The organism is Psychrobacter sp. (genome assembly GCF_036731945.1).
Taxonomy (GTDB): Bacteria; Pseudomonadota; Gammaproteobacteria; order Pseudomonadales; family Moraxellaceae; genus Psychrobacter.
In genome coordinates this window covers 23305-36713 of the sequence record NZ_DAINDI010000008.1, presented here as the reverse complement: position 1 = coordinate 36713, position 13409 = coordinate 23305, and the positions used below count along the sequence as shown (strand labels likewise).

General features: G+C 38.4%; 13 protein-coding genes. All 13 read left to right on the top strand.

The window, feature by feature from the left end:
* The first annotated feature begins 28 nt into the window (after nt 1–28).
* The 13 genes from V7D75_RS02860 (at nt 29) to V7D75_RS02800 (ending at nt 13261) form a co-directional block, all read left to right on the top strand.
* The gene (locus V7D75_RS02860) at nt 29–913 is read left to right on the top strand and encodes an aldo/keto reductase (RefSeq protein ID WP_333613333.1); all 885 of its coding nucleotides are present in this window, start codon (nt 29–31) and stop codon (nt 911–913) included.
* A complete protein-coding gene (locus V7D75_RS02855; RefSeq protein ID WP_333613332.1) occupies nt 910–1809 on the top strand; it encodes a Gfo/Idh/MocA family oxidoreductase in 900 nt (299 codons plus the stop codon). Before V7D75_RS02860 ends, V7D75_RS02855 begins: the two co-directional genes overlap by 4 nt.
* 48 nt (nt 1810–1857) lie before the next feature.
* Entirely contained in the window at nt 1858–2550 is a 693-nt protein-coding gene (locus tag V7D75_RS02850) for an SDR family oxidoreductase (RefSeq protein ID WP_333613331.1), read from the top strand.
* The gene (locus tag V7D75_RS02845) at nt 2544–3248 is read left to right on the top strand and encodes an acylneuraminate cytidylyltransferase family protein (protein ID WP_333613330.1); all 705 of its coding nucleotides are present in this window, start codon (nt 2544–2546) and stop codon (nt 3246–3248) included. Before V7D75_RS02850 ends, V7D75_RS02845 begins: the two co-directional genes overlap by 7 nt.
* Nucleotides 3245–4351 (top strand): UDP-2,4-diacetamido-2,4,6-trideoxy-beta-L-altropyranose hydrolase, encoded by a 1107-nt coding sequence (pseG, locus tag V7D75_RS02840; RefSeq protein WP_333613329.1) that lies wholly within the window; start codon nt 3245–3247, stop codon nt 4349–4351. Before V7D75_RS02845 ends, pseG begins: the two co-directional genes overlap by 4 nt.
* A 16-nt stretch (nt 4352–4367) precedes the next feature.
* Complete coding sequence (locus V7D75_RS02835; protein ID WP_333613328.1) at nt 4368–5015, top strand: formyltransferase family protein; 648 nt, start codon at nt 4368–4370, stop codon at nt 5013–5015.
* Nucleotides 5005–6081, top strand: a complete 1077-nt coding sequence (gene pseI, locus V7D75_RS02830; protein WP_333613327.1) for a pseudaminic acid synthase — start codon at nt 5005–5007, stop codon at nt 6079–6081. The genes V7D75_RS02835 and pseI overlap by 11 nt, the downstream gene beginning before the upstream one ends.
* Before the next feature lie 40 nt (nt 6082–6121).
* The gene (locus V7D75_RS02825) at nt 6122–7021 is read left to right on the top strand and encodes a glycosyltransferase family 52 (protein ID WP_333613326.1); all 900 of its coding nucleotides are present in this window, start codon (nt 6122–6124) and stop codon (nt 7019–7021) included.
* 140 nt (nt 7022–7161) lie between these two features.
* Nucleotides 7162–8247 carry a glycosyltransferase gene (locus V7D75_RS02820; protein WP_333613325.1) on the top strand — a complete coding sequence of 362 codons (1086 nt, stop codon included), beginning with the start codon at nt 7162–7164 and terminating at the stop codon, nt 8245–8247.
* On the top strand, nt 8247–10118 hold the full coding sequence (asnB, locus tag V7D75_RS02815; RefSeq protein ID WP_333613324.1) for an asparagine synthase (glutamine-hydrolyzing): 1872 nt from the start codon (nt 8247–8249) through the stop codon (nt 10116–10118). Before V7D75_RS02820 ends, asnB begins: the two co-directional genes overlap by 1 nt.
* A gap of 172 nt (nt 10119–10290) precedes the next feature.
* Entirely contained in the window at nt 10291–11244 is a 954-nt protein-coding gene (locus V7D75_RS02810) for a polysaccharide deacetylase family protein (RefSeq protein WP_333613323.1), read from the top strand.
* A 131-nt stretch (nt 11245–11375) separates the two neighbouring features.
* Complete coding sequence (locus V7D75_RS02805; RefSeq protein WP_333613322.1) at nt 11376–12584, top strand: glycosyltransferase; 1209 nt, start codon at nt 11376–11378, stop codon at nt 12582–12584.
* A complete protein-coding gene (locus V7D75_RS02800; protein ID WP_333613321.1) occupies nt 12581–13261 on the top strand; it encodes a haloacid dehalogenase-like hydrolase in 681 nt (226 codons plus the stop codon). The genes V7D75_RS02805 and V7D75_RS02800 overlap by 4 nt, the downstream gene beginning before the upstream one ends.
* Nucleotides 13262–13409: the final 148 nt, after the last annotated feature.

Below are 13409 nucleotides of genomic sequence, written 5' to 3'. Positions count from 1 at the left end.
CGCTGAAAACCATATTGAGTAAAGAATCATGAATATCCTAGCGCACAGTCACAAGCTTGCGCTAGGAACGGCGCAATTTGGGCTGAAATATGGTTTAGCCAATATGGCAGATAAAGTACCAAGCGACATGGTTGCGCAATTACTAGAAATAGCCAGCGCATGTGACATAACAATGCTCGATACCGCTATTGCTTATGGTGATAGTGAACAAGTCTTAGGTCGGTATAACCTTACGAAGTTTGAGATAGTCAGTAAGTTACCAGCAGTGCCATCTGATTGTTCAAACGTAGAAGAATGGGTGCTAGAACAAACAATAGCTTCATTAAAGCGTTTAAAAACGGATAAATTGCACGACTTGTTATTACATAGGCCAGCCCAGTTGTTAGAGACAAACGGCGAGAAAATATATAAGTCGATATTAAAACTCAAAGAGCAAGGCATGGTGGACCAGATTGGCGTTTCTGTTTATGGTCCTGATGAATTATCCGAGCTTATTAAAAGGTTTGATTTCGATGTCATTCAAGCGCCTATGAATATATTTGATCGGCGTATGGAGAATACGGGAATGCTTAAACAGCTAAAAAAAGCAGGTGCAGCCATTCATATTAGATCAGCTTTTTTACAAGGTCTTTTATTGATGCCAAGTGAAAAGATTCCAGTATATTTCGCGCCATGGGCATCATTAATTAAACAGTACCATCAGTGGTTAAATCAACAAGGCATCTCTCCTTTGCAGGCCTGCTTAAGCTATCTTAACCAACATATTGATATCGATAAAATCATAGTCGGAGTAGATAATATTTGGCAGATGAAACAAATCATTGCTGCAATTGATGCTCCTATCGCTGACATGCCTGATTTTTTGCAATCAGTAGATGAAGGTTTGATTAATCCGTCGAGGTGGCAGCTATGACATTAAAATTGGGCGTCATCGGTTCATCTGAAGGTAATGGACATCCTTATTCATGGAGCGCTATCTTTAATGGTTATGATGCGCTGGAAATGGAAAAATGTGGCTATCCTGTTATACCACGTTATTTAGAGCAGCAACAATGGCCTGAGAGTCAAATCAAAGAGGCGAGAGTGACTGCTATTTGGACACAAGATATCGCACTTTCTCGGCACATTGCCAAAGCGGCAAAAATTGAGCACGTTTTGGCTTGTTACACAGATATGATTGGACAAGTAGATGCCGTTCTGTTGGCACGTGATGATGCATATAACCATTTGCAGTATGCCGAACCATTCTTACGTCAAGGTATCGCTATTTATATAGATAAACCTATAGCCCTATCAATTAATGATTTAAATAGGTTATATGCATTAGAGCAATATCCAGGTCAGATCTTTACTTGTTCAGCGCTCAGATATAGCCAGCAGTTAGCGCTGACTAAGGCAGATAGGCAGAGTTTGGGAACTATTAAGCAAATCACTACATTTACCCCAAAATCATGGTCTAAGTATGCCGTACATATTATTGAACCTGTGCTAAACATGCTCTCAGAAGGGGATAGTCCAGTAGAAATGACCGCTCTTTCTGCTGACAAAGACAGCGGCTCGGGCAGCCTAATGGTTCGCTGGGGAAGTGGTATACAGACCAATTTTTTTGCACTGGGTGATGTGCAAACCCCAATCTCAATCAGAGTGTTTGGTACGAATGGTTGGAAAGACTTTACATTTACAGATTCATTCTCAGCGTTTAAAGCAGCTTTACAAGCTTTTATACAAGGTATCTCAGACAAGAAGGTAATGTCAGATAAAGCATTTAATACAACAGTGGTGCAACTGCTTGAAAGAGGTTGCCAATGAAAGAGACAATCTTGATTACAGGTGGTACAGGTAAGTTTGGCAGGCAGTTTGTCAAACATTTCGCAGCTAAGGGCTGGCAGGTGTTATTTACAAGATAATGCCGATAGTTTAATAAAAGAGCTAGCTGGCGACTGTTGTTTGATGCCGCTGTTAGTTGATTTTACTAAGCCGCAAGCAGTACAGGACATCGTTAAGCACACTCAAGACTCTGGCTATACCATTAATCACTTGGTAAACAATGCGCGTAGTTTGGATTTTTTGCAGACAGACTCATTAGGTCAGACAAGCCGTGAAGATTTTTTAGCAGAGTATTTGATGGATGTCATCGTGCCTTATGAGCTATCAATAGGGCTATTCAATACTCAGCCAAACGAGCTAAGCACAATCACTAATATAGGCTCGCAGTATGGTGTCGTCGCTGCCAATCCCGCTTTATATGAAGATTATCCAAAACAGTCGCCGATTCAATACAGTGTTGCCAAAGCAGCATTGATACATTTAACAAAAGAGCTTGCTGTACGTTTTTCTGGTTTCAATATAAGGGTTAATTGTATTGCCTATGGCGGTGTCGGCGGTCGCGTCGATGATAGTTTTGAAGCTAGGTACGCAAAGCTTACACCAAGTGGGCGAATGTTATCTGAAGCTGATCTTATAGGACCTTTAGAGCTTTTAATTTCAGAAAGTTGTAATTCTATCAATGGTCAAACCATTCAAGCTGATGGGGGGTGGACATTATGGTAAACCGTAGAATTGCCATTATTCCTGCTCGCGGCGGTTCAAAAAGAATCCCGAAAAAAAACATAACCGATTTTAATGGTCTACCGATGATTGCTTGGACTATTAAAGCAGCGGAAGAATCTAAATTATTTGATCGTATCCTTGTGTCTACCGATGATCCAGAGATAGCAGAAATATCGAAACAATTTGGTGCTGAAGTACCTTTTCTACGCAACAGTTTTGCTGATGATTATTCCACCGTTAGCGAGGCCACAACATTTGCTTTACAGCAGGCTATGGAGTATTGGAACGAGAAATATAATGTGGTGGTTCAATTGATGGCCAATTGTCCATTACGAAATAGTGCGGATATACAATCGTTAGTTTCTATATTTGAAGCAAAAAAGCGCACAGCTCAAATTAGCTGTTTTGAGTATGGGTGGATGAATCCGTGGTGGGCGGCAACCATTAATGAGGCGGGTAGACCTACTCAAGTTTTTTCCGAAACGTTGTCTCAGCGTTCTCAAGACTTGCCCAAGCTTTATTGTCCAACGGGAGCTATTTGGATATCTACAGTGAAAGCGCTGTTGGCTCACCAAACGTTCTATTCACCAGGCTACACATTTGAGCCGATATCATTAAAAAGTGCCATGGACATAGACGACTATGAAGATTTAGAAATTGCTAATGCATTAGTCGTAGCCAGTGATTACTCGTCATGACAGCAAAAGAGTACAAGATTGTCTTTCGCTGTGATGCTTCTATTCAGATAGGATCTGGTCACGTGATGCGCTGCTTAACTTTAGCTGACGAGCTATCTAGGCAAGGCGCGGAATGTTCTTTTATATGCCGTCAGCACGATGGCAATTTGATTAAGGAGATTCAGCAGCAGGGATATCAAGTATATCCGCTTCCTTTAGAGCAAGACTTAGGTGTTGAATCAGAAAGCAAGGCTATACTTGCTCATGCTGATTGGCTGGCTAGTACGCAACACAGAGATGCGGAATTAAGCTGTTCGATAGTGGAGAAAATGACACCTGATTGGTTAATCGTTGATCATTATGCGCTAGATGAGAGTTGGGAAAAAAAACTGAAGCCTTATTGCAAAAAGATAATGGTCATCGATGATCTGGCAGATCGGAAACATCATTGCGACGTTTTACTGGACCAAAACTTTGGTCGTGAGCCGCAAGACTATGCTGCCCATGTTAATGAAGATTGTGAATTACTATGCGGGTCTAACTATGCGTTACTTAGGCCTGAATTTGCTGAATGGCGAAGCTACAGCTTAGAGCGGCGTCAACATAATAAATTGGCAAGTATTTTGATTAATTTAGGTGGGGTTGATAAGGATAATATGACAACCAAAATCCTAAAAGCACTGCAAAATAAATCGTTACCGGATTCCTGTTCTATTACCATCGTGATGGGCTCCACTTCACCATGGATTGAGGCAGTAAAACAACAAGCCGCAATCATGCAGTGGCGTACGGTGGTAAAAGTAGGGGTAAATAACATGGCTGAGCTAATGGGCAATAGTGACTTGGCTATCGGCGCTGCAGGGTCAACCTCATGGGAAAGATGTTGTTTAGGGTTGCCAACTATTATGCTGGTTTTAGCGGATAACCAACAGGTTATTGCTAACGCATTAGAAGCTGTGGGAGCTGCACGGACATTTGATATAAATATATTAGAGGCTGAGCCATTAGCGTTTGATCAAGTTATAAAGTCAGTCGTACCTAAGATCAAAGAGATGAGCAGGGCAGCGAGCAAAGTTACTGATGGGCTTGGCGTATTACGCCTCTCAGGATTTTTATTTCAATAGGCCGAAAGGAAATATTATGAAAATCAGTTTCCTATGTAATGACCCTAGGCATCCCGTCAATGACTATCTATACACATGGTTGAAAAATAACAATAGCAAGCATGAGATAGAGCTAGTGCGTCAGAAAAAGGATCTGTCTGGAGGCGACATATTATTTCTCATTTCTTGTACAGAAATTATAAGTAGCCAAGAGCGTAACGCTTATATGAGCTGTCTAGTACTTCATGCCAGTGACTTACCAAAAGGTAGGGGTTGGAGCCCTCATATATGGAGCATTTTAGAAGGAAAAGAGGAGCTAACTTTAACACTGTTAGAAGCTAGTAATAAGGTCGATAGCGGAAAAATATGGAAAAAATTAAAGTTTCAAGTACCTAAGCATGCACTATGGGATGAAATCAATAACCAATTATTTGAAAAAGAGCTGGAGTTAATAGATTTTGCAGTTAGTAATTTCAAGAGTGTCTCACCTAAGCCACAAGATATAAATATAGCGCCAACTTATTATTCCAAACGTACGCCCATGGATAGCGCAATTGATCCTTTCAAGAGTATAGAGAGTCAGTTTGATAAAATCCGAGTCTGTGATCCTAAACGGTTTCCTGCATATATAGAGCTGTACGGTGAGAAGTATAAAATTACTTTGGAGAAAATAAATGACCAATAGTATCAATATAGATGGTCGTACCATAGGTCTTAATCAAGCCCCTTATATCATTGCTGAGATGTCGGCAAACCATAATGGAGACCTTGATATAGCTCTGCGTATTATAGAAGAGGCCAAACGCGCCGGTGCTGACGCCATTAAAATGCAAACGTACAGGCCTGATACGATTACTTTAAAGTCAGACTTACCGGATTTTCAAATTTCAGAGGGTTTATGGGCTGGACGTACTTTATATGATTTGTACGAGTGGGCTCATACCCCTTGGGATTGGCATAAGCCATTGTTCGAGCGTGCTCGTCAGTTAGGTATTACGATATTTAGCTCCCCTTTTGACAGCACCGCTGTAGATCTACTCGAGGATCTAGGAGCACCTGCATACAAAATAGCTTCTTTTGAGGCCGTTGACTTAGCATTAATTAAATACGTTGCTAGCACTGGCAAGCCGATGATTATATCTACTGGTATGGCCAATATTGATGAAATAGAAGAAGCGATAGATGCTGCACGTGTAGGCGGCTGTAAGGAGCTAGCCATCCTTCATTGTGTTAGTGGTTATCCTGCGCCAGCTGCCGATTATAACCTAAATACGATTGCAGATATGATAGAACGCTTTGGGCTAGTAACAGGTTTGTCAGATCACACTCTTGATAACACCACTGCAATCACCAGTGTCGCCCTTGGAGCTTCTATTATCGAGAAACATTTTACTCTTGATCGTAATGGTGGTGGTCCTGACGACAGTTTTTCATTAGAGCCAGCAGATTTGGCTGCCTTATGCCGTGATACCAAGACAGCTTGGCAAGCGCTTGGACAGGTAGATTACAGCCGAAAAGCCAGTGAAAAATCCAATACTAAGTTTCGCCGTTCATTATATTTTGTAAAAGATATGGAAGAAGGCGATACCATCACTGAAGATTCTGTCCGCAGTGTGCGTCCTGGATTTGGTTTGGCGCCAAAATATTTGCATGAAGTGATAGGTAAAAAGGTAACACGGAACGTCAATGCCAACACTGCTCTTACTAGCGATACTGTAGAAGGATTATTTGAAGAGATTGTAAGAATATAGGTAGGACGGTCGAACGATTAAATATATTGGAGTATATAAGATGGATGTGTTTATCGTAAGAACGAGACTACAGTCTTTAATTGTTGAAAAAATAATAAATGTAGAGAAAATAAGTAGATATATCTTAGTACTGTGTTATCTGGATAATAAATATGAAGATGATTCTGAATATTATACTACTTATAAAAAAATTAGGAAAAATGCCTTTTTTACTATAAATGTATTTTGCAGTAGTAGAATTTCAGTCAACTTTTTAAAGTTTACCGTATCACAGTTAATGGCGCTTATCACCAACGGTAAGATTTTTTTAGCCGTTATTGATAGCTATCCTTTTGCACTTTCAAATATGTTTTTTCCTAGTTTAGAGATTAATACATTCGACGATGGCTCATACAATGTGATTAAGTCTTCAGCGTATTTTAATGAGAACGCTCTCGCTAGAAAAGGAGTAAAAGGATTTATTTCTAGAAAGGTTTTCCCTAATGGGGGAGCTAAGTATTTAAGAGATAAAACCAAGCGTCATTATACCGTTTTCCCTGATTTAGATAATATCGTAGAAAAAGACAGGGTGGTCAATCTTGATTGGGATTGGAGCGAACTGTTAGATAACAGGGATTTAGATAAATTGCCGATAAATACCAATACTATTTTATTAGGAACCGCGTTCCAAGATTTCAGTATTAGGCAGCAAGTAAAGCTTAAAAAAAACGTAATGAAAATTATCGATGATGTAGGGTTGTATATCATGCATCCACGGGAAGAGAGTTGGTTTGAAAATGCAAAAGCAGTTAAATTGCATAGTCCTGCAGAAGCGGTACTAAAGTATATACAGAGTGCTAATAATAAAGAATTGACCGTATACCATATCGACACAACCGTATCTTATTCCTTAAAAAGTAATGAGCATATTAACTTTATCGACTTGCTTTCTGAAGTTTGATTGGGTGCTAGCTAAATAGTTTTTATAAAACGGTGTAATAAGTAAGGTTATAAAAGTTATAAAAAGTATTTTTATGAGTAAGAAAAAAAATATAAGATTTTTTGTTAGACAACAGTCTACTTAAAAAAGGCTACATAATAATGAAAAAAATTGCGTTTTTTTTACCAGATCTTCGGTGTGGCGGCGCAGAAAAGGTAGCGTTTTTGCTTGCTAACGAGTTTATCAAACAAGGTTTTAAAGTTGATATGGTCTTGAGTAAAGCTCAGGGAGAATTCTTATCAGAGCTAAACAGCCAAATTCGAATCGTAGACTTAAAAGCAGATCGCATACGTTATGTGTTTAAGCCTTTATTAAAATATTTTAAAAGTGACAAGCCGGATGTGGTACTAGCGTCTATGTGGCCTTTGACATTATTGGCAGTTGTTGCATTTAAGTCAGCAAAACTACCAGGCTCGGTTGTAGTCTCAGATCATACTACCTTTTCTCAAGCCCCTTTAATGCAAAAAAGGTCAATGCGCTGGTTTTTTAAATATAGCTTAAGCTTGGTTTATCCTTTTGCTGACGCAATAGTGGCAGTGTCTGATGGTGTCGCTGATGATTTGTGCCGACTAGGTGGGCTAAAACGTAAAAGTATTACCGTTATATTTAATCCTGTAGAACTCAATACAGATCTTTGCCCAGAAGACGAAGGCTTTAGGCATTGGGAAAGTTATCAAGGCAAAAAAATAATCGCTGTTGGGGCTTTAAAAAAGGAAAAAGATTATCCATCACTACTAGAAGCATTTTCTCTGCTTCTTAAAAAAGAAGATGCTTACCTAACGATATTGGGGCAAGGAGATTTATTAGCGGATCTAAAAGCTTTAGCCGTAAAGTTAGAGATAGCTGAACGGGTTAACTTTGCAGGCTTTAGTAGAAACCCCTCTGCATGGATGGCGTCATCTGACTTACTCGTTCTTTCATCTAACTGCGAAGGCTTTGGCAATGTATTGATTGAAGCCATGAGTGTTGGTACACCAGTGGTTTCTACCGACTGTCAGTCAGGACCAAGAGAAATTCTCGAAAACGAGCGGTATGGAAGGTTAGTGCCAGTTGGTGATATTAAGGCTTTAGCCAATGCTATGTATAAATCCCTTAATAATCAACATAATATCAATGCTTTAAAGAGTCGTGCTGCTGATTTTTCAGTAGATAAAATTGCGAAACAATATATTGGAGCGCTTAAATAATGTGTGGATTATTAGGAATAGTAGATTATAAAAAAAGTGTCAGTACGAGTTTATTTAATGAGATGTTAAATAGCTTGAAACACCGTGGCCCAGATGATGAAGGGATAGAGGTTTTTTCTTTAGAGTCGTGCTCTATATTTCTAGGTCATAGAAGACTGTCAATAATAGACATCAGTTCTAATGGTCATCAGCCTATGCTCTACGAACACCTAGCTATTATATACAACGGAGAGGTTTATAACTTCAAAGATATACGGCAGGATTTAATAGCAGAAGGTTATTCGTTTGACTCAAATAGTGATACAGAAGTAATTTTAAAGTCCTATCACTTTTGGGGAATAGATTGTGTAGAACGATTTAGAGGTATGTTTGCCTTTGCGATTTACGATTCTAAGCAACAAGAAATTATCATTTTCCGAGATCGTGCAGGTGTAAAACCTCTATATTACTCTCAAACAGATAATGCATTAATATTTTCAAGTGAATTAAGACCTCTTATAAATTATCCTTATTTCAATAAAGAGATAGATTTCGAAGCGGTATCTTCTTATTTGCAGTTTGGGTATATTCACGCCCCAAAGACTATATTTAAATCTGTCCAAAAGCTACTCCCTGGGCATTATCTGAAATATGATATTAGATCAAAGATTTTGGTAAAAGAGTGCTACTGGAATATTAATGATTTTTATGAGAATCAAGTTGCAAGAGAGGATATTACAGAGAAATTAGAAGCTACTATCATTGAAGCTTTCAACCTACGTATGATAGCAGATGTTCCAGTAGGGGTTTTCCTTAGCGGTGGCATAGATAGCTCTTTAGTAGCAGCAATTGTCCAGAAATATAGCAAAATGCCTATCAATACTTTTACGATTGGATTTGAGGATAAAAAGTACGACGAATCTAACTATGCCAAGGAAATCGCTAAATACTTAGGTACAAATCATACCGAACTTATTTGTAACAAAGAAGACGCTTTAGCAATTATCACGAAGTTACCAAAGATATTCGATGAGCCATTTGCAGATAGCTCTGCTATACCAACTGTTTTGGTTTCTAAGCTTGCAAAAAAACAAGTGTCAGTGGTGCTCTCTGGTGATGGTGGTGACGAACTATTCTGTGGATACCCAAGCTACGTGCTTATGGAAAAAAGGTTTGAGCGGCTATCTAAAGTTCCATTCAGAAAAACATTAAAAACAATATCTAATACATTTCCAACTCCTGTTTTTATACAAAATAGATTTAATGGTAAGTTATATAATAGATTTATAAAAGTTAAAAACATGCTAGATCATGATGATATTGTCAATACCTTTAAAATTGCAAATTCTGTCTTTTCAAAAGATGAGATTAAGCGTTTAATAAGAGCAGACTATTTTTTCTCTAAAGATATACCTGCTACTACATCAAACTTAGAAAAAATGATGATTTCAGATTTCAAGGGTTATTTGCCTGATGACTTAATGGTTAAAATAGATCGATCGACAATGAGTGCGTCTTTAGAAGGACGAGAACCCTTACTTGATCATAAAATAATTGAATTTGCTGCAAGCTTACCGGTATCTTACAAAAAAAATAAAGAGATATTAAAAAGTATTCTAAGTCATTATATTCCTGAAGAGCTGTTTCTTAGGAAGAAACAAGGCTTTGGTATACCAATAAATGATTGGCTCCGAGAAGATCTTAAGTATCTTTTAGACAAATATTTGGGTGAATCATTAATAAAAAAATATAATATCTTTGACTATGATTATATATCAAAATTACTAGAGGCGTTTTACGTGGGAAAAAACGATGATAATAAGGTTTGGGTTTTGTTAATGTTCCAAATGTGGCTTTCAGAAAATACAGATTTTATTGAATGTAATAAATAGTTTTTGAGTTAATCAATAGTTAAGGTGTCGATATGATTATTTTATTCTTACGCAATTGCTTTGTACCATTAATCTACTTAAAAAAACTAGGTCTTTTAAATTCATATAAACCCTGGATTGGTTTTTAATTGTATTTATTTGATAGGATATAATAAAAGGGAAAGGTGGATTGATGGGAAATCAATTTTTGAAAAGAATCATGTTTTCTATGTTGGCAGAAAAATCTAGATTAGAGTCTAGGAGAGATAAGCTGGTTAAAAATAACATAGTGACAGTTCTTAACATGCATAGAGTCTCGCCTGACACAGGTAGTGCGTATAAGGCAATATGTCCATTGTTTTTTGACCAGCTAATTGGTTATTTGGCAAAAGAATTTCATATTTGCTTGTTTGGTAATTTTAAAAAAATAAAAACAAATAAGCCTAAATTAATATTATCATTTGATGATGGCTACAAAGATTTTATAGATTATGCGGTGCCCATATTAGAAAAACATAATGTTCGAGTCAATCAAAATGTAATTCCTTACTGTATCGAAACCGGCTTACCACCTGTAAATGTATTGCTACAAGACTTTATTGGAAAAGCGCCTGATGAGCTTTTAAAGAAAATACCTATAGAGATAGATACTACTATTATTGACCGTGATAAATTGGGCATAAAAGCATCTTTTCTTATTAAATACCTTCCCGAATCTGAGTTTATACCTTGTAGAGCTGAGTTACTAAAATTTTTATTAAATTATCCAGAGTTTCTTTGTGCCTCAGTAATGACCAAAAAAGATATCATGCAGATATCCTCAACACATGAGATTGGCGCTCACTCCTTTGAGCATTTATCAATGGAAAACCAAAATAAAGAATATTTCTTAAATGATCTGAAAAAATGTAAAGAATATTTTTTAGAAAGCCTACAACTTGATTGTGATATTTATTGCTTCCCAAATGGCAGTGCCACAGCTGAGCAGATAGTACTCGCTAAAGAATACGGTTTCCAAAATGTTCTATTGGTAGGTGATAAGTATAGTGATGCGACTAGCGGGGTCTTTAATCGGTTTACATTTGATGTCAGTAGCATGGCTGAGGCAAAGTATAAATCATTTGGTAGAAGAGCTCTATTAATATAAAAATTACGTTAAGGCTATACTTTTTTTATAAATTTATTATAGGAGGAAAGTTTTAGGGTAATTTTATCGTTATGTATTTATCACCACAATATAGCTAGCTTTACATACCTCTAAAATATGACGGAGTATCTATGAGTAACTCAGTATTGTTTATCTCTTATGATGGCTTGCTAGATCCTTTAGGTGGTAGCCAAATACTACCGTATTTACATAGTATCCGTCAGCACCCTCGTCCTTTACATATCTTAAGCTATGAAAAACCTGCACGTTTTAAGGCAGGTGGTGAGTTATTAAAAGCAGAGTTGGCCAGTTTTGGCATAGGATGGACACCTTTGTCTTTCACGACACATTTCGGTAAGTTAGGTAAGCTTTGGGATTTATCTCGCATGTATGAAGTTGCTTTATATTTGCAGCTTAAACATCGTTTTGGCGTGATCCATTGTCGTAGCTATCAAGCCATGCAGGTTGGCGCATTACTTCGTAAGCTTACCGGCGTAAAGGTCTTGTTTGATATGCGCGGTCTTTGGGTTGACGAGAGAGTAGATGGCGATATTTGGAAGCTAGATAATAGTATTGATGCTTCAATATTTAAGCTATATAAGTATGTAGAGAGCAGTCTTCTTTTGAGTGCCAGTCATATTGTGGCTCTTACAGAACGAGTGGTACCTGAACTGTATAAGCTGTCGCCAGATATGTCTGCTCCCATTACCGTGATTCCTTGCTGTGCAGACTTTGAGCATTTTATCCTACCTACTGCTAAGCAGCGTATGGCTACTCGTCAGGAGCTAGGATTACCTGAAAATGCTTTTGTGCTCTCGTACCTAGGCTCTTTAGGGACTTGGTATATGTTAGACGAAATGCTGCAACTGTTTGGCAAAGCCGCTGCTGAGCGAGAAGAGGTGCACTTTCTATTGATTACTAAGGATTGGCGAGCGGAACATGAGGCATTAATAAGTGCACTTGGCTTGTCACATTTGCGTACGCGAATACATGTGCATGAAGCCAAACGCGACCAAGTGCCTGCTTATATAGGATGCTCTGATTTAATGCTTAGTTTCATTAAGCCCGCTTATTCAAAAATGGCAAGTTCGCCTACTAAGATAGCCGAAGCGCTTGCGGTAGGTGTGCCCGTCGTTAGTAACGCGGGAATTGGTGATATAGATGATATGACTACTCGGCTACAAGCAGGTGCAGTTATAGATTTAGATAAGCCGGACAGCCTATCTACTATCGTATCCTCACTTGATAGCCTCCGAGTGCGAGCTAAATCCGAATTAGATCTCCATGTCGCAGCATTAAGTTATAAGAAGATTTACGAGCAGCTGGAACAGACACTATGACCAATAATTTGGATGCTACCTTATTTATAACAGATGTTTGTGGCACATTGGTCTATGACGATACAACGTTAGGCCTGCTCAGAGTACATTTTTCTCAGCAGCCTGAACGTCAATGGCGTTTGCCAGTGCTGCGTGCTCTGACCGCCCATCGTAGTCCGTTTCGATTGGGAGTAGCAGCGATTGAACGTCTCAGTGGTAAACATATTTTAAAACATTTGCTCGTCAGAATGATGAAAAACGATACGGTCAGCTCTCTCGAATTGAATGCAGAGATTTATGCACAATGGTTATTGGAGAATAGAAAAGTTCCTGCTGTTTGGGATGTCATCACACCGGCGATAAAAGACAAACACACGATATTGGCTTCTGCCAGTTTACAGCCTATCGTTTCGGCATTGGCAAAACAGCTAGGTGTCAGGTTTGTTGCTAGTGAGCTTGAGAGTAATGACGGTGTTTTAACAGGTCGTTATAAAAACGATTTAACGGGATTAAAAATACAAGCATTAAGTAATCTTATAGGTCAGGACCTGATTAGCAGCTTTTACAATGCTATCAGCGACAATATAACAGATCGAGAATTATTAAGTGGTGCAAGGAGAGCTTATGTGGTTTTGCATAAAGCGTCCCATAAGGAGCGCTGGGCAGGATTAACCGCTACTTATATAAGGCTAAGCTGATGAATATCATATATCTATTGCCATTTAGTTACTTCTACAATACGCGTTTACGTAATGGAAGTTGGGTTTTTCATGCGCTATTTGAGTGGCTAAGTGCAGCCATACTTGTGATGGCTCTGGGTAGTATCCCACCGTTTCAAGCTTTGAT